The sequence below is a fragment of the Arthrobacter sp. UYEF36 genome, from assembly GCF_040547025.1.
Taxonomy (GTDB): Bacteria; Actinomycetota; Actinomycetes; order Actinomycetales; family Micrococcaceae; genus Arthrobacter.
Map to the genome: position 1 here is coordinate 1 of NZ_JBEPOX010000022.1, position 17,975 is coordinate 17,975.

The following is a 17,975-nucleotide window of genomic DNA, read 5'->3' on the forward strand; positions in this document are numbered from 1 at the left end:
CAACACCCCCCGGATCATCAGTGACAGGGCGAGAAAGTCATACCGGGTCCAGCGACCATGTCCCCGTCGGTCGGGGACCCAATAAATGTAACGGGCTGTTCGGCCATCAAGATGAAGAAGACCGTGCGACGGCCTTGATCAGAGACTAGCGGTGCGATGACAGACCGGGTTACGGGACGGTTCGAACGCGCGGGGCGCGGGAGGTGTTTCGTGGTCTTGAGGTGGTTGGTGCCCGAAAACGAACCTTGGATGTTTCCGGCCCTTGTCGATCTCCGTGCGGCTGGTGATGCCTTATCGAAACGGCTCATATAGCCAGTTCTGGGGTCAGTGTTGTTAGTGGACCGTGCCAACTCATCGTCTCCGGCCGCTTGTCGTCGGCGGCTGCGGCGACACGCTTATCGACGCGCACTCTGAGTGACGCGTTTCGTGCCGCAGGTGATGTACTGACCTTGGAACATGGGGAGAGAGCGCAATGACAACAAGCATGACAAGCTACGAGCAGCAGGCATGGGAAAAACTCATTGCTGACGAGCGATCTCGACGCGGCAGCTGGCGGGCGCGTGGGGCCGACAAGATGTCGGAGGTGGTATCAGCCACTGGTAATGCGGTGAAGAGAATCCCGGGCGCCGAGCTCGTGACCGAGGTCCTGGATGACACCCTCACGGTGGCGCTGAACGGAGCGGCGAAGGCTGTTTTCATGCCGGCCATTTCGTCGGTCTCGATTGAGCGGCGAATTCGGGGGCTCCGTAAGCAGCACCCTGAGATCGGTGACGCCTCCCCGTTTGAAGTACTGGACCTCCGGGCCCTCGACAAGGGCAGACCAAAGCAATTGCTTCCCGTTATAGGAATGATCGAATCGGCGGGCGCGTCACTCACCATAACAGGTCTCGAAGTGTCTACGACTGTGACCGGTGGGGCTTCAGCGGGGGCGGTAGTCCTTGCGATCATTGGTGATGTCACCGCGTCATTGGCGCTTCTGGGCCGTGCGGTAGCTGAGGTTGCGGTCCACTATGGCTACGACCCGAATGAACCCGAAGAGGAGATCTTCCTAATGGGGGTGCTGTCCTACAGCACGGCGGCAAGCCTGGAGGGGAAGATGGCCGCACTCTCCGCGCTCTCGCGGTTGAGTCAACAGATGATGCGGCGTGCGGTGTGGGTAGAGCTTGAGAGAGACATCTTGGTCAAGGTCATTCAACTTGTGTTCGCGAGGATCGGCATCAAACTCACGCAAAAACGTCTGGCGCAAGTGGTGCCTGTGGCTGGCGGACTGGTTTCCGCGGCCCTGAGCTACGACATGCTGGATCGCGCGCTCAGGGACGCGACCCGCGTTTATCGGGTCCGATACCTCGCTGATAAGTACGGCTATTCGTTCGACGACTGGGTCGAGCAGACTAAGGCAAACGATGCGGCGTCGTCGAACTTTGACGAAGCTATCGACGAAGAACCGATAGATGTCGAGGCCATATTGCGGACAGAGATCGACGAGCACGATCACACAGGCCCTGGCAAGGCGCCTCAAACCGAGGACGCGAGCGCAGTCTGACAGCGACTCGCGCTAGATCGCCTCGCCCGGCTCGCTTGTGATGCAGTCGCATCTTTGGATCCGTGCGGCTCTCCGCAGCTGTGCTTCGAAACGGCAGTGTCTCGTAAAGCATGCGATGCAAGACAACTCAAAGCCTCATTGAGGGACACCGAGCGCCTCCACTACGTGTTGGAATCCGATGGGCGGGACAGCAGCCCCGGCGCGGCCCCTCAAGTTTTCGTCCAGCTGGCTGGGTTACAAAAAGTGCTAAGCCCTAAAAGTTTCTCGTAGCCCCAAGATGCCTTTTCTGTCAGAGCGTCCGCCTACAGTGCTTCCATGACTGCTGATGAAACACCCCACTCCCCCGACCGGACGACAAAACGCGCCGCCACACGGCGGTGCCCGGTGTGCGGCCACGAGGGATGGCGGATTGCCTACGGGATGATCATGCCGTCGGCGCGCCAAGAGATGTCCAAGACTGAGTTTGCTGGCTGCGTGATCGTCGACGAACAGCGCATATACCCCGCCACGGGCAAAGTCGAGTGGGGCACTCCTGAATGGGCGTGCCAGAACCCGGAGTGCCGCCACCGCTGGTGGTGAGGGTCGGACATTGCGGTCAGGACCGTCATCTGCCGCCGGTCATTTCGACACGTCAGCAGGCTTCCAAACCTGGGCTCTCGACAGAATCCTTCCCAGTTCAGAACCGCCCGCGTCCGCCAGCAACCCGGAGTCGCCGACCACGATCAGGAGGCTCCGCGCACGCGAGAGCCCCACATACAGCTGCTCCGCAGCACGCTTTTGCTCCTTGAAACCGTTTACGCACAACACTATGACGGAGCGCTCCAGGCCCTTGAAGCCCAGGACGTGGCCATAGAATTCTCGTTCGTTGGCGTGGAACTCGCGCCAATAGTCCGCGGTTGTGCCGGTCTCGAAGAACTCTCGATGGATGGGGTGCCGTGCTTTGGTCGTCAGCAGGGCGATCTGGTTGTTCGCCCACCCCTCCTCGATAAGGGCATCGACACAGTCCTCAGCGGCGTCCAAAGCGTCCTCGGTGGCACATTCAACTCGACGGACAGGCAAGCCCGTGCTGCCTCTCGGAGTGAAATGCTCGCCGGCGAACGACTTGAATGTATCCGCGATCTTTCGGGTGTTCCGGAGATTGTCGTCGATGTGGATGGGCACCAGACCAACCGCAGGATGGCCGGAATCTCCCAAGGCGCCGGTCCAACGGCTATAGACGTCCTGATGATCGTCCTGGAACGCGAAGACTTCGCTGGTGTCCGGGTCCTTCGTGCAAGCCAACAGCGCTTCCCACCACAGTGGCGCGAAATCCTGAGCTTCATCCACGACGACGGCGTCCAGCTTCAGCGACGCGTCCATGGTGGCGGCGAGCGATTTGAGTTGCCGGGGCATTTCCTCATCGAAGTAGGCCTGGCCGGCGCCGTCCGGCACGCCGAGCCCGCGGGCGTAGTCGTGGAACTCCCCGGTGAACGCGGGCTTGGCTTGGCGCCAGGGCGCTACCTGGTCCTGGAGGTACTGACCGAGGCCCTTGTTGTAGCAGAACAGGCCAACCCGTTTCCCGGACTTGGCGAGCATCTTCGCTTTTTCCACAGCCAGCCACGTCTTTCCGCTACCGGCGCCCCCGGTGAATTGCACACGGCGCAGTGACCGCGTTGCGCGGAGCAGCACCGCCTGTCCTTCGGTCAGATGGTCCTGCACATACTCGTCCTGCGCAGGGTCATGGTGGTCGCCGGAGGGCTCAAGAGTTCCGCTTAGCTGGCGAACGATTCGCTCAGTGAAGGCAGCGGCCAGTGGAGTAGCGCCGCCTCCCTCCTGTTCGATTGCCCGACGGACAAGTTCCGCGGCGGATTGCAGATCCGTCAGGTCCAGGACCAAGGTTCGCGGGCAACCAGCCATGCTCCAATTCTGAGGAACCTTTGTGTATGGGAAGGCCACGAGGTAAGCGAAGCGACTGGTCAGGCGAGACCCGGTTTGGTCGGTGATCCAGTTTTTGAAGGCGTGCTGTGAGCCCTGCGACTGGGCGACCGGGCTCTGAATCTTGCGCTTGTCGTTACGGTCCGACTGGTACCACTGGGCACCGTCCACGGAAATCTGGCCGCCCTTGACCTCTATGGCGGCCATTCCAACGCCTGGCCACAGCACCAACAGGTCTATTTCATGCTCAGCCCGCCCGTCCCGAACGTGGACGGAATGCGCCAGCACTGCCTCCTCCGGCAGGCTGGCCTTCAGTGCTTCCCAGACGGCTTTCTCGGCCAACTGGCCATCGCCGAACTCAGGCTCGGCTGGAATGCATCTCACGACAACTCCCGACTATCTGTGACATGTGTGGTTTCGACCGAGTAGATCTTGCCTAGAGCCGGAAGATGGATGAGCGTTGCCAAAACAGGCTTTCCGGTGGCCGCTTCGATTGACTGCTCGTAGAGCTTCATCTGGCCGAGGTTCTCGGAACGGATGTGGGCCTTGGGATCATCACCGGGATAGGACTTGTGGTCCACCAGGATCAGTCCAGCCGGCGTCTCCACCAGCAGATCAATCCAGCCCTGCATGGTCTGGTGTTCCGGTGTCCGGTGCCTTACAGATTGCTCTGTGATCAGCCGTGAGCCGGGATATCTGCCGGCAAAGTAGGCGCTCATCCGTCGGCCGGATTCCACCACTAACTCGGCCGAGATGTAGCCTCCAACTCCCCACCGGTCGATCAGCCGCTGCGCCGCGAACACGCGGTTCTCAGCCGTCACAGCGTCAAGTGGCAGCGCCAGGTAACCGTGGATGGCGGATCCAACCAGCTTCCACGTTGCGGATCCCCCCGAGATGAGCTGTGGTCCAAGATTCGCGACTTCTTCGATGGTGGCGTGGAGGCCGTCGCTTTCGACCGCACTGGCCTTGATGCTGGCGGGAAGCAGACCAACGGCCGCCGCTCTGGCGGCAGCCCGGAGAACATCTGTGTATGACGGCGGGCGCCCTTCGGACCCGGTGGGAGGGGATTCAACAGGTGTATAACTGAACGCCTCGACGTCCATTGATGCCGTGGCGCCCGCCCCGTCAACCACGAGCCTGCCATCCCCGCTGGCATCGGAGTCCCAGTAGATGCGTGTCCCGGGCACCAGCCCGTTGAGCCAAGGGGCTTCAGGTTCAGCGGCCGTGAGGCAGCACACCTCAGCTGCCCGCGTCATACCTACGTACAGCACCCTTGCAGCGTCCGACTGCTGGCGCCGCAGCGCGTTCCCGGCCACTTCGGTGGCATTCGCCGCATCGTGTAATCGCTTGTTCTTATGGCGTCCGAAAGGGTATGGCCAGAAGCGAATCCAGCGGCCGTCTAGGGGCCTTGCCACGTCCACTTCGCCACCAGCCTCCACAGCGACGCCGAAAGATTTGGGCGTGACCTTGCGGTCCAGGCTGGCCAGCACCACGGCGGGCCACTCCAAGCCCTTGGACTGATGGTAAGTCAAGACGTTGACGACGTTATCGCCGTAGTTGTCGCTTCCTGTCGCCTCGGATCCGGCTACGAACGTCAAGGCACCGCTGAGCGTGACGGGCTTACCCAGTGCTGCTGAGGACTCGTAGTACTTTTCGAGCAGGGCACGGAACGCGTCTAGATTCTTCAGACGCATGGAGGGATTGGACCATGACTTGATCAGCTCCACTACGCCGAGGTGGTGGACCACCTCCTGCAGCAGATCCGTTGGTGTGCTCAGGCTGGCCGACTGGCGCAGTTCAACAAGATCCGTGAGTAGGTCCGCCCTAGCCCAGGCCTGGCGCGCCATAGACGGATCCCCGCCCTCAAAAAGATCCTCGACCCATCGACCGTGCGCGGGATGCTCCGGGTGGAGGTGGACCAACTCTGCCAAAGCGACGGTATCCCACTCCGAGGCCACGAAAGCCATTCCTGCGCGTACCAGTTGCACTTCGCGTGACGTGAAGAGGCCGGATGTGTTGGTGTTTGCCTTGACTCCCAATGCGGCAAGGGCTGCGGAGATGAACTCGACCTCGTCGTTTGTACGCGCAAGAACAGCGACATCCCTCGGCTTAAGTCCGCGCCTTTGGATAAGGTCCACAGCTCCAGCCGCCGCAGCCTGGCACCTCGCGTTGACATCCTTCTTCCCACCCTTGAGGTAGCCAAGCGTCCAAACTTCACGGTGGCCGCCGATTGCCCGCTGGGCCGCTTCCTTTGACATTTCGGGAGTGGGAACTCTGAGTTCGAAGTCGCCCGGGGTCAGCTGCGGAAAGACTGCGGAAGAGAGCAAGTTAGATAATCCGATTACCCGCTCACTGGAACGCCAGGAATGGCGCAGCTGCCGACGATCGCTGACGGTATCCGCCACAGCCTTCATTAGTTCTGGATCCGTGCCACGGAACTCATATATTGCCTGCTTGGCATCGCCCACCCACACAACCTTGTCCACCAGACCGGCGAACCTGGTGAAGAGCTGGAGTTGCAACGGACTGGTGTCTTGGAATTCATCCACCACCATGAACTTGATCCGCTGGCCGATGGAATTCTGGAAGGAGTCGTTGGTCTCAAGAAGTTCCAGGACCAAGGCTTCCTGATCAGTGAAGTCCACGAGACCGTAGGTCTGCTTGAAGGACGCGAAGGCTTCAAGGCACTCCGCGGCGCAGTCGAACATGGCTAAGATGAAGTTCTTCAGGTCAGTGTGCAGCCCTGGATTGCTAAGCAGGCTACTATCGATCTCCGAGACCAAGGGCTCCAGTTGTCGAGTGACTTCCGCATTGGAGCCACGGACTCCAAGCCAAGTGGTCCACGGCTGAGCCTCGGGATCGGTGATGGCCCCTAGCGTTCGCAGTTTCCCCAAGTCAGTCACCAGGTTACCCGGCACTTTCTTGCCGGCGTCCAGCAGCGCGACGTGATGCGCCTCAATTGAGATGACAGCCTGACGCACCTGATGGACCCATCTTGCGCGGTTGTCAGATCCCGGCACGTCGAGCAGATGCCGGATTCCTGCCCAAGAAGCCGCTGCGGAGTCGCTGAGACCCTGTGCGTTGATTCGATTGCTGCGTGCTGCCGCACTGATGTTGCGTACTGTAGCTCTCCAGTCCGTGCCGCTGTACTTAAGTTCTTCGTCACCGGCGAAGGAGATCCGATCCGCCAGGGGCTGAATCCGTGGCGTGTACTTGGTGAAAACATTGTCCGTTGCCAGGTTGAAGATTCGGGCCTGCTCCGTCGCATCGATGGTCTGCAACAAAGGCGAAAGCCCGGCGTCGACGGCGTATTCGGCGAGGAGCCGTCCGCATACGCTGTTTACGGTGCCAACCATGCTCACAGACATCTGGCGAGCCTCCTCCGGGTGTTCGCTGCTAAACAGCTTTTCCCGGACGCGTGCGTTTAGCTCAGCCGCAGCCTTTTTCGTGAATGTGGTGGCCAGAATTTGGTCTGGTCGGATTCCGGCGTCTATCTGGGCGGATATCTCTTGCATCAAGGTATAGGTCTTGCCCGTGCCTGCACTGGCCGTGATCATCCGGACGTTGTCTGTGCCTACGGCGTTTCTCGCTGCCTCGCTGGTGATGCTCATGAGAGGTCCCCTTTCAGGCCGCACAGAACGGAAAAGTCGCAGAAACTGCATTGTGCTTTTTGGTAGAGCCGATCACCGGCAGCTGCGGCTCTTTCCGGTTCGTGGACGGCAATAAAGTCGTCGCGACCGGCAGCAGCGAATCTGCCATTGGCCACTTCTGAGAGCGAGAATTCAGCGGCCCGAACGGATTTCCGCCACGTCTCGGCACCGGTCTGCGTGGCAGTGAGAGGTGGGCCAAACAGCGGCGATGCGGAGGCGAATTCGCCCTGTTTGAGCAGATAATAGGCGGCGGCGCCGTCTGGCTCGGTAGATTTCATGTCAGCGAGCGCCCATTGGTAGAGAACCAACTGCATGGCCTGCCCCTCTGCGACTTCCTCGTACTTGTATCTGGAGTGGTTGGTCCACTTGAGGTCCACCACGACGGGTCGGCCGGCGGGGTCGCTGGCGACGAGGTCGATGGACCCTGTCATTGGAATGGTTTTTGATTCACCGTTGACGCTGACTACGAGCGACTTGGCGATTTTCTGTTCCATCGCGTGGATGGCTATACCGGCCTTCTGTAGCGTGGAGAACAGCGTGATGACGGATTTTACGATCACGGGCTCGAGACCGGCGAGTTTGCTGCCCTTGCCAGGGAGTAGCAGCTCTGATGCGTAGTTGGGAACGAGAGCGTGCAGCGTGGTTACGACTTGTTCCGCAGTCGGTACGGCCAGATTCTCCGTATGGAGTTCGGTGAAGAGCTCCTCGACGATGCGATGCACTAGGGTGCCGATCATGCTGTTTCCCGTGGGTACGCTTTGGGCGTCCGCCACTTTTAACCGGGCCTGCTTGGCTAAAACCCATTTCATGGAGCAGCCGATCAGAGTACTTAGCTGCGTGTAAGACACGCTGGGTGGAATAAACCCGGGCTTGGCACCCGCAGAGTGCACGGCCGAAGGGGCTTCGACGGTGCGTGGGCAGACCGTTGCCATCAAGGTTCTTCGCCCGGCCAGTTGCCAGACATTTCCGAGGGTGAGCGATTTCTCTTCCACAGCGAAGTCCACGGCATCGGTACCCAGTTCGAAGGCCACGGCATCCACGACGGGGTGAGGTCGAGTGGGTTCGCCGTTGATTTCGCTGGCCCGGAATAGCAGTAGCGTGCCGCATCGGCGTGCGGCTGCCACTGTCAGCGAGGTTTTGACTTCTGCCAGGTGGGCCGGGTCCGGAAGTATGACGCCGGTGACAGCCAGGGCGTCCTGCTCGTCTGGGCTCCAATAGCGTTGGTGCCTTCCGCCCTCATCCTGGCAGCCCCACCAAAGGATGGTGTCGACATCGCCCGCGATTTCTACGGGGCTTCGCACGACTTGCCAATGGGAGGCCTCGCCAGTGACCAAAGTCGAAGGGCGGGCTGGAAGCACAGAGTTCAGCATGCGACGAATGTCCAGGCGGGAAACGTGCTCAGAGTCGTCCAGGAGGGCGGTAAGTTCCGCCAGTTGACTGAGGCAGGAATCCAGCTCAGGGTGCCGGTGCAAGTGCGACCTTAAACGGGTGCTGAGCCACGCAGCGCGTTCCGCAACATCGGCACCGGTCGCTTCGCCTTCGGTGAGGAGGCTCGAATTGAAAAGCTCGTCCAGCTCGGCTGCGACCGTCGGGCCGAGATTGTCACTGTTCGAAATTTCGGCCAAGGCCTTTGTCCAGGCATCCCCGCCCGTCCCCGGTTGCTGGGTCAATGCGTGTAGAACCTTACGCGCGGCGCTGCGCCGAACGGGGCTTATCGGGAGGCTCATAAATTCAGCCAGGAGCTGCACATCGGCCGGAGCCCAGATCACATTGAAAAAAAGCGGAATGATCTGGTCGATCACGCGTAGCTTTGTCGGATTGCCTATACCGAGGCGCGGTAGGCCCCATCTTGCTAAGGCGTGGTCCAGCACCGCGGTGCCGGTGCCGGCGACAACGGCGACTCCGGAATTATCTCCTGAGGCTAGCCACCGAGCTGCATGTTCGGCCGCCTCCCATTCTGTGGTGGTCGTCAAGGAGTACACGGAGGGCGCACCTGCCATGTCTGATGGCGGCGAGCCAAGGATAACTCCGCGCCGCTGAAGTTGCAGAAGGATCTTCTGCCATATAGCCGGGAAGCTCTCCCATGGATGCTGAGGCGTAATGCTGGTGATACCCGGCGGCCACTTGCCCGCCGGCGGATTCTCAAGTTCAGCCAGTAATTCCACCACGTCATCCGCCGAGGCAGAGTCCAGTGGAAGTGGTGAAATCTCCAGAGCAGCTAGGGCACGAAGCCGGTCCGATGCGTCGTCCGGCACTGTACCTGACCAGCCGTGGCTCACGATCTCATCTCGGGCATCCAGTAGTTCCACGGCCGTCGACCAAGGGTCAGTTGCCCAAGAATCGTGGAACCAAGCGTCTGGTGTGGCTGCCGATGCCAGTCGTGCCTTGAATTGGTTGACCCGTCTGGTGTGAACGGCTTCCGGTCGGCCGAGCCCCAGTCGCGTCTGCAGCAGCTGCGTCAATCCCCGCGGACCTAGGCGCACGGAGCCCAATGCTGAATTGCCGTGTCCCCATGGGGCGTGGTCCAGGAACAAACCGAACTCAATATCCACAGATTCCCCCATTTAGTGCCAATTTGTTTCGTGTGAACGGTGGCATTCGCTGCCTGCCCTTGATTTCGGCGTCAAGTGGCTAATAGCGAAGTACTAAGCGACCGCAGACTTTCCGCGAACGGAAGCATCGGGTCGTCTCGCCCCCGCAGAATACTCCCCCCGTGCTCGATCCCTAACCCTGCAAAGACCAGACGGTTTCCAACCAAGCTCCATGGCTGGTCGGTTCCCCGCTTAGCTCAGGAATTGTAGTCATGGTCACATTCCTACCAGTAGTGCCGGACAATATTGGGCACTTGAGGCCGTGGCCTCGTCCGTCTTCATCGCCAGGCCGGTTCGTCTTCCTCCAGCAGCCGAAGAAACAGCGGGTTCGGGTCCGCGTCCGGCAGCACCCGCCGCAGGTCGTTTAGCGCCTCCAGCGGTGAAATTCCAGCTACTTTCGCCCCGTACAGCGAGCCCACGGTCGGCGTCCGGGACTCGGCCCGCACACAGTGCAGCAGCACCGTCTTACCCTCCGCGCGGAAGCGTTCAACGGCGGCTGCCGCGTCCCGCAGCACGAACGCGGCATGGGCATTGTCATCCTCGTCGGGGGAGTCGACCAGCCAGAACGTGGCGTGGCCGTCCGGCGCCACGTCCGGTACATCCGAAGTCCCCAACCGGCACAAAGACACCACGGCATCGATCCCCAGCTCCGCCACCCGCTCCAGCGAGCCGACCCCGCCCAGCCAGACGCCGTCGTCGTGCGGGTGCTGGACCAGCGCATCGGTGCGGCCCCACCTGCTGTAGTCCTGCCGCTCCGCGCGCGGCCAGGACGCGGGCCGGCGGCCCTCGCCGCGGCCCAGCTCCATGCCGAGCATCATCAGTTCGCGGACCCGGAGCCCGGGCCAGCCGTGCAGGCGACGCCGCCACTGGAAAGGCACCGCCGTGTAGCCGTAGGCGGCGCCGAGCAGGCCGCCCGCAATCGCCGAGACAGTGTCTGTGTCCCGGCCGCCGCGCACGGCCTCCTCCAGCGCAGCGCGCAGGTGCGCCGGGCCGGAAACCCAGAGCCCCGCATAGTGGATGGCGCTCCAGGCGCCCTGGAACGCCTCGACCACCCAGCCGTTGCGGGTGAAGTCCCGCGGCCGGGACCGCTCGGCCACCTCGATCCGCTCCCGCCACACCGCAGCGCGGTCGGCGGACAGCAGGGGCAGACCGGCCCGGACATCGAGCCGCCCGGTGAGGACCGCCGCGCGGATGGCCACGCACCAGAGGCCGCAGGCTTCCTGCGCGTCCGGGTCGGCGTGGGTCAGCGCGCTCAGCACCCCGGCCTGGGCCATGAGTTCGGCCGGGTCCCGGTCCAGGTAGGCCAGGGCCAGCGGCGCGGTGCGCATCAGCGATCCGTTGCCGGTGCTGCGGCCGGTGCGGGCATGGAAGTCCGCGGCCGCGGCGCTGAAGTCGGCCGCGTGGACCTTGCTCCGGCCGGCAGCCGCGGCGAGCCGGCGGGCGGCCGCGATGACGGAGCTGGTCTGGGCGCCCACGTCCTTGGCCTCGCCGGCCCAGGCCGTCCAGGCGCGGACGACCATGGTGAGCGCCGCGGGGGAGGAGGATCCGGCGTCGGACGCCGGCGCCAGCAAGGCCTGGGCGATCGGGATGGCCATGGACGTGTCGTCGGTCCACTCGGCCGGCGCGAACCTGAACGGTCCGCCGCCCTTCATGGTCACCTCGGCGCCGTCCGGCAGCGGTGCGCCGAACTCGTAGCCGGCTCCGAGGGCGTCGCCGGCGGCCAGGGCGACGAGGACGCCGGCCGCGCGGTCATTCTGCAAGGGGGTCAGTTTCATGCCATCTCCATCAGGGGGTGTTGGGTGTTCCAGCCGGTCAGGTGGGCCAGCTGGGGGCGGCGCTTGGGAAGCTCGACGGCGATGCCGGCGGCGGAAACCGTGCCCGCGGCACGGGAGACGTTGCGGGTGCGGAGGGAGCCGTGGCTCCGGATCTCGACCGCCGCGGCGCCGCCGTCGAAGGTTCCAAAGTCCAGCGCCTGGACGTGGGCGGTGAATTCGCGGGCCCGCTGCCCCGGCATGGGACCGGACGCCAGCGCGTGGGGTGAGAGGAGTTCCAGGTCCAGCAGTGCGGAATCGATCAGCTGGCGGTAGTGCCGGCGGAAGAGCGTGTGGGTGCCGAAGACCTCCAGGAGCAGCGGCTGCTGGCCCAGGCCGATCACGACGCCGCGCTGGCCTTCCAGCGCGCCCGGGGCGTCCGCCGCGTCGAAGCGGTTGTGCACGTTCCGTCCCTCCTGGAAGAGGTCCATGTGGTCGAGCAGGGAGCTGGTCACCGAGGCGCCGCGGGCGGCGTCGAAGCGGCGGACCCGTTCCCAGATGCGGCCCTGCCGGTTGCCGCCGCGCTGGCCACTGAGGCCGTGGGCCAGCTCGGACCAGACGTTCAGCGGGGCGCGCCGTGCCTGCCGGCGGTGGCTGCTTTCCCCGGCTTCCCAGCGGCCGGCCTCGACGCAAAAGGTGTCGATGTCGCGGGTTTCGCCGGGGCCCAGCACCACGTCGCGGGCGCAGGTCCGGTGCTGCTGTCCGCCTTCGAGCAGCTCGCCTTCCAGCAGCAGGGCCGGGTGCGGGCCGTTGTTGGTGACGGTGAGCCGGGCGACCTGGGGGCCGCTGGCGAGTTCGGTGACGGCGACGTCGGCGTGGGTGCCGGTGCTGATGCCCAGGCTGCCGGACCCGGAGGTCCATACGGGGAAGATGCTGAGCGGGCCGAGCCTGCTGCCGGCGCCGACGTGGAGCTGTGGAACCTTCATGGTGGACCTCCGCTTGATTTAAAGCATTTCTGCGCTAATTGACTTCAGTATGCACGGCTTGCATCTTTAGCGCAAGGCTGCGATAAATAATGCTGTGAAGGATTCAATGAACGGCCCTGGCACGTCCCTGCTCGACTACCCGCGGCCCTCGGTGGCGGTGGACACTGCGGTGCTGACGGTGTCCGGGGGCAGCGTGTGCGTGCTGCTCGTGAAACGGGAGCAACCGGACCAGCACGGGAGGTGGGCGCTGCCCGGCACGTTCCTGCGCGCACGCGAGACGCTCGCGGACGCGGTGCTGCGGTCACTGCGGGAGAAGGCCGGCATTTCCGGGCGGGTGCCGCGCCAGTTGCAGGTCTTTGACGACCCGGCGCGCGACGACCGCGGCTGGGTGCTGTCCGTGGCGCACGTGGACGTGGTGCCCCTTGCAGTGCTGGAGGAGGCGTTGGAGTCCGACGGCGTCCGGCTGGCTTCGGTGACGGGGGAACCGGAGCTGATTACGGCGCTGCCGTACGGCCACGCGGAGATTGTGGCGAAGGCGGTCGAGTGGCTCCGGGCCGCCTATGCGGAGGCCCCGGATCCCGGTGCGTTGCTGGATGAACCCTTCACGCTGAAGGATCTGCGCGAGCTGCACGAGGCTGTGGCGGGCGAGACGTTGATGCGTGACACGTTCCGTCGTTTTATGGAGCCGATGCTGGCCGGGACCGGGCAGATGTCGGACGGGACGCGGGGAAGGCCGTCACGGTTGTGGGTGCGGGGAAATTAGCGTCCGAGAAGTCGTCGGCCTTATGCGTGCTCCGACGCTTATCGCGCCCTTCGGCACCACTGACGTAAGCGGAAATTTTAGAACTCCCCCTCGTAAGATGCGTTTTCGGACCAACCCAGGGTCCTCAGCATTGCGTCGATGACACCTACTACGCTGCTTTCGCCGACAGCTGCTGGGAGAGTCTTCAGCTTGAGGATTTCTCTTCTCAGTTGCCTCTCCTTTGCATTGAGTCCACCTTCATACTTGGGCGCCAGGAAGTAGAAGTGGCTCTCGGTTGAATAGCAGGTCAGGGCATCAAGAAAGATTTCAAGGGTACGTGCGGCGTCGTTTGACGAAGGATCCTCCATGGAAATAAAACTGAGCTTATCCTTCCATGCGAGTTCCTGTAGCGGATCTGTATTAAGCGTCAGCACTGTGCCAAGACTCCCGGAACCGCCCCGATCATTGGGCATTGCGCGGCGAACATCATGGACTATTTCATGGAAGTGATCGTCCTTCAGTCCGAAGCCGACGAACAGCAAATGGTGGGTCATCAGGTGTGCTTTGACGAGTGCTGACAAGGCCTCCCGATTCGCGTTGTAGCCAAGGTAGTCATCGCGCGTCAGCACGATTGTGTCCGGCTGTGAAACGGAGCCATGGAGCTTGAGGAGCCAACGGGAATCTGTGTCGACCTGTGCGGTCGTCGAATCTTGGGGGATTATGGCCCGACTCCGACCTGCGTCCGCACTCGCGCTTTCAAAAAGCGAATCGTAGTTTAACGTGATCGCTCCATCAGATGGCAGGTTCGCGAGAAGCGTGGGTGCCAGTCCGTACTTTTCAACCCTGACGAAGCTCGCCACGAGAGAGCCAAAAGATCCTCTCGCCTCATCCCCAATTCTGTCCGGCGATTCGTGTAAGGACTGCAGGATGTTGGCTTGGTCAAGGGGACTGAGTTTCCGAAACCCCATCGCCAAATCGTCGTCCAAACCGACGCTTTCTGCCAGCTTGTCCAGCAGACCTTCCCAGGAAGGGGCACCTGCCGTGACGCTCACCCCTGAGCCCATGAAAGGAACTAGCCGCCCACCCCTGGCCCTAAGTGCAAGGCTCTGGGCCTGGACCAAGTGCTCTCGGCAAAGCCGCGACCAGTAGGTGTCCTCGTTTGCTCTGCGGATATCTTGCGCGAGGGCAAACGCGGCTTCGTCCTGGAGGATCAGGACAACATCACATTCCAGCATTGGCAATTCCCGGACGATAGTCCGGAGGATAGTGTGCATGATCTCCCCCCGCTGAAGATCGCCCCCTCCGGCTGCTGTACCGAAGAACGGAAGTGCAAGCAAGGGCACGCGGCGTGATTGTCCTGTCCCGGTGCGTGGACTCAACAGGACCGCGCGTGCCGCCTCGTGGAGGAATGCCGCGATCCTGGGACCCAAGTCGTTGGCTGACTCAACGCCACGAAACGGGACTGAGGTGAAGACGGGAAGGGGTTCTTCGCTGGGCCATTCCTCGGCTGCCACCGCGAAGGCTTTCCCCTGCCGGAACGACGGACCGACAGACGAGGACGCAGCTTCGGCCAGGCCCTTGACTCCGTCCGTCCAACCGTTGAAAAAGTTGAGCTCTTCGTCGGTCGGAGCCAGCCAGGCGTCGCAGCGGAAGCGCAAAATGTTTCCCATTGTCACGAAAAGATGTGAATCAATCATTTTCATACCTATCCCCGATGCCTTATTGCTTGCGGCGCACGACTCGCTAATCGTTCCAGCGCGTTTGGAGGGACGTGGGAGCAGCCTCAATAGGAAGCAATCCCTACGTTCATCCAACTGTGTTGCTCGGCACAGCCCCATCAGTTTCGCACGGTCAAAGTTGCCTTGCGCTTAATTCCGTGATGTAGCCTGGCCCGGAACGAGTGATAGTTCGGGAACTGGGGGCGGCATGGCAGGCAAACCAACGGATTGGTCCGAGACCGAAGTGGCAGCGACAGTCCGAAGTTACTTGGACATGCTGCGGCTGGAGGTTTCCGGACAGCCGTACAACAAAAGCCGATACCGGAAGGTGCTTCTGCCGCTGCTCTCCAACAGGTCTGAGTCAGCTATTGAATTCAAACACCAAAACATTTCCGCAGTGCTGATGAAGCTAGGTTTGAGGCCGATCCGCGGCTATCAGCCGGCCCAGAACTATCAGCAGTCCTTGGTTCCCGAAGTTCAGCGCCAACTGGCGTTGAGTCCGTCCCTCATCGAGCTCGTTCTGGCGGAAGCCCTACAAGCCCCCAAGGCCAGCCCTACCGGGAAGCTGGATTTCACTAGTGCTAGCATCCCCTCGATCATCCTTCCGGAAGCATCGAAGTGGACCAGTGCCCAAACCGGCCGCCCGGACTATGCGGCAATTGAAGCAAGCAACCGGGCCCTCGGGCTTGCTGGGGAGCTTGTAGTGGCTGACCTGGAATATCGGCGGCTAGTCAAGGCAGGCAAAGCCCACCTGGCTCGCAGGATCGATCACGTCAGCCAGTCGCGCGGAGACGGGGACGGCTACGACATCCTTTCGTTTGAAGAGAGCGGCAAGGAAAAGCTCATTGAAGTGAAGACCACAAGATCGCGGGCGGAGACACCGTTTTTTGTAACCGTCAACGAGTTGAAAGTCTCCAGAGCGCACTCCGATGTCTACCATCTGGTTCGCGTTTTCAGCTTCGGGCATGACCCGGCTTGGTTTCGGCTGCGCGGAAGTCTCGACGCTAGCTGCGTCCTTGAGTCGAACGGCTTTATGGCGCTCCCGCGTCCCGCCTAGGACCGATGGCTTGATTCGACCTGGGCCACGAGAAGTAATGGACGTCTTTAACCGGAGTCAGCTGGAGCTAACTTGATCTCCGCGCTGGCCGTGCGTGCCCAAGTGACGTCTCTTGGCTTGCGGTGTTCTGTCGGTGACGGTCGAAAATTGAGCCATTGTGACGGTTGAAAACTGAGCCACCTGTTCCAAACGATTGGATGGGTGATCACAGTGGAGGATTGGGCGCTTATTCGGCGGTTGCATCTTGCCGAGGGTGAGTCGATGAGGTCGATAGCGGCGCGGCTGAGTATTTCGCGGAATACGGTGGCGAAGGCGGTCAGCGCTGACGGACCGCCGGCATATGTCCGGGCGCCGCAGGACTCCGGGATCAAGGCGGTGGAGCCGGCGATCCGGGCCTTGCTGAAGGAGAACCCGCGGATGCCGGCGACGGTGGTGGCCGAGCGTGTGGGCTGGTCCGGGTCCCCGGCATGGTTCCGTGAGAACGTGGCCAGGATCCGTCCGGAGTATGCCCCGGCGGATCCCGCGGACCGGATCAGCTACGAACCCGGGGACCAGGCGCAGTGCGACCTGTGGTTCCCGGAGGTGCGGATACCGATCGGCACCGGCAAGCCCAGAATGCTGCCGGTGTTGGTGATGGTGTCCTCGCATTCGCGGTTCATCATGGCCCGGATGATTCCCTCGCGGATGACTGGGGACCTGCTGGCCGGGATGTGGGAGCTGCTCGGGTCCCTGGGCGCGGTTCCGCGGCGGCTGATCTGGGACAACGAGACCGGCATCGGGCGGCGGAACAGTTACGCCGCCGGCGTCGCGGCGTTCGCCGGTGTCCTCGCGACCAGGATCGTGCAGGTCAAGCCCTACGACCCGGAGAGCAAGGGCGTCGTGGAGCGGGCCAACCAGTTCCTGGTGACCTCTTTCCTGCCAGGACGGGCTTTCGTATCGCCGGAGGACTTCAACGCCCAGCTCGAAGGCTGGCTGCCGAAGGCCAATGCCCGGCTGGTGCGGCGCACCGGCGCCCGGCCCGCGGAGCTGTTCGCTCGGGACAAGTTGGCCATGCTGGGACTGCCTCCGGTGCCGCCCGTGACCGGATTCGCCGCGAGGGTCCGGCTCCCGCGGGACTACTACGTCCGGATGGGATTCAACGACTACTCCGTGCACCCGCAGGCCATCGGCAGGTTCGTTGACGTCACCGCAGACCTGGAAACTGTCACGATCAGCCTGGACGGGCGCTGCGTCGGAAGCCACCCCCGGTCCTGGGCCGCGGGCCAGACCATCACCGATCCAGACCACGTCGAGGCTGCACGGACGTTGCGGAAAGCCTTCCAGAACCCGGCACCTGCCGAGGACACATCCGGGCACCGGGACCTGGCCGACTACGACCGGGCCTTCGGCGTCGTCGTTGATGACGGGCAGGTCGCCTGATGACCGAGGCCAAGGAAACAGCCGGTCAGATCGAGTACTACTCCCGGGCGATGAAAGCACCCCGGATCCGGGAAGCAGCAGCCAGGCTCGCGGACCAGGCCCGCGAGGCCGGCTGGACCCACGAGGAATACCTGGCAGCGGTCCTCTCCCGGGAAGTCGCCGCCCGCGAAGCCTCCGGAGCCGAAGCCCGCGCCCGGGCCGCCGGATTCCCCGCCCGCAAATCACTCGAGGACTTCAGCTACGACCACCAACCCGGCCTCAAACGCGACACCATCGCGCATCTGGCCACCGGAGCGTTCCTCACCGAAGCCTCCAACATCGTCGTCCTCGGCCCGCCCGGAACCGGCAAGACCCACCTCGCGACCGGTCTGGGACTGAGGGCCACCCAGCTGGGCCACCGGGTCCTGTTCGCCACCGCCATCGACTGGATATCCCGGCTTCAGACCGCACACCAGAGCGGACGACTGCCCCAGGAACTGGCCAGGCTCCGGCGCTACGGACTGATCATCGTCGACCTATGCCGAGCCCGTGACTATGCCGAGGCATTCGGTGGTGGCCGGTAAAGCCGTTGACGGTGGGGCGTTTCAGGCCGTGATGGACGTTC

11 protein-coding genes and 1 pseudogene are annotated in these 17,975 nt (G+C 62.7%); 6 read left to right on the top strand and 6 right to left on the bottom strand.

Going from position 1 to position 17,975, the window contains the following annotated elements; genetic code table 11:
- Positions 1-484: 484 nt before the first annotated feature.
- Positions 485-1,543 carry an EcsC family protein gene (locus ABIB29_RS19805; protein WP_354174731.1) on the top strand — a complete coding sequence of 353 codons (1,059 nt, stop codon included), beginning with the start codon at positions 485-487 and terminating at the stop codon, positions 1,541-1,543.
- Positions 1,544-1,858: 315 nt separating this feature from the next.
- Positions 1,859-2,122: a hypothetical protein gene (locus ABIB29_RS19810; RefSeq protein ID WP_354174733.1), complete on the top strand. Its 264-nt coding sequence runs from the start codon at positions 1,859-1,861 to the stop codon at positions 2,120-2,122.
- Between the two features lie 39 nt (positions 2,123-2,161).
- On the opposite strand, the gene ABIB29_RS19815 is transcribed toward ABIB29_RS19810, so the two are convergent.
- The 5 genes from ABIB29_RS19815 to ABIB29_RS19835 all read right to left on the bottom strand — a co-directional run bounded on the left by ABIB29_RS19815 (position 2,162) and on the right by ABIB29_RS19835 (position 12,435).
- Positions 2,162-3,841, bottom strand: a complete 1,680-nt coding sequence (locus ABIB29_RS19815; protein ID WP_354174735.1) for an NERD domain-containing protein — start codon at positions 3,839-3,841, stop codon at positions 2,162-2,164.
- Positions 3,838-7,068 carry a UvrD-helicase domain-containing protein gene (locus ABIB29_RS19820; protein WP_354174736.1) on the bottom strand — a complete coding sequence of 1,077 codons (3,231 nt, stop codon included), beginning with the start codon at positions 7,066-7,068 and terminating at the stop codon, positions 3,838-3,840. Before ABIB29_RS19820 ends, ABIB29_RS19815 begins: the two co-directional genes overlap by 4 nt.
- Entirely contained in the window at positions 7,065-9,569 is a 2,505-nt protein-coding gene (locus ABIB29_RS19825) for a PD-(D/E)XK nuclease family protein (RefSeq protein WP_354174738.1), read from the bottom strand. The genes ABIB29_RS19820 and ABIB29_RS19825 overlap by 4 nt, the downstream gene beginning before the upstream one ends.
- A gap of 407 nt (positions 9,570-9,976) precedes the next feature.
- Positions 9,977-11,473, bottom strand: a complete 1,497-nt coding sequence (locus ABIB29_RS19830; RefSeq protein ID WP_354174740.1) for an ADP-ribosylglycohydrolase family protein — start codon at positions 11,471-11,473, stop codon at positions 9,977-9,979.
- Positions 11,470-12,435 carry an ARPP-1 family domain-containing protein gene (locus ABIB29_RS19835; RefSeq protein WP_354174742.1) on the bottom strand — a complete coding sequence of 322 codons (966 nt, stop codon included), beginning with the start codon at positions 12,433-12,435 and terminating at the stop codon, positions 11,470-11,472. Before ABIB29_RS19835 ends, ABIB29_RS19830 begins: the two co-directional genes overlap by 4 nt.
- Positions 12,436-12,541: 106 nt before the next feature.
- On the opposite strand from ABIB29_RS19835, the gene ABIB29_RS19840 reads away from it, so the two are divergent.
- On the top strand, positions 12,542-13,198 hold the full coding sequence (locus ABIB29_RS19840) for an NUDIX hydrolase (RefSeq protein WP_354174744.1): 657 nt from the start codon (positions 12,542-12,544) through the stop codon (positions 13,196-13,198).
- A 77-nt stretch (positions 13,199-13,275) separates the two neighbouring features.
- Here ABIB29_RS19840 and ABIB29_RS19845 read toward each other — a convergent pair whose 3' ends face one another.
- The gene (locus ABIB29_RS19845; RefSeq protein WP_354174746.1) at positions 13,276-14,874 is read right to left on the bottom strand and encodes an SIR2 family protein; all 1,599 of its coding nucleotides are present in this window, start codon (positions 14,872-14,874) and stop codon (positions 13,276-13,278) included.
- Positions 14,875-15,103: 229 nt separating this feature from the next.
- On the opposite strand from ABIB29_RS19845, the gene ABIB29_RS19850 reads away from it, so the two are divergent.
- The 3 genes and pseudogenes from ABIB29_RS19850 to ABIB29_RS19860 form a co-directional block, all read left to right on the top strand.
- Positions 15,104-15,952, top strand: coding sequence for a protein NO VEIN domain-containing protein (locus ABIB29_RS19850; protein WP_354174747.1), 849 nt, complete (start codon positions 15,104-15,106; stop codon positions 15,950-15,952).
- 201 nt (positions 15,953-16,153) lie between these two features.
- Complete coding sequence (istA, locus tag ABIB29_RS19855) at positions 16,154-17,371, top strand: IS21 family transposase (protein ID WP_354174749.1); 1,218 nt, start codon at positions 16,154-16,156, stop codon at positions 17,369-17,371.
- Positions 17,371-17,886: pseudogene (locus ABIB29_RS19860) on the top strand (ATP-binding protein); the annotation flags it as partial. The gene istA and the pseudogene ABIB29_RS19860, both read left to right, overlap by 1 nt.
- Positions 17,887-17,975 lie beyond the last annotated feature (89 nt).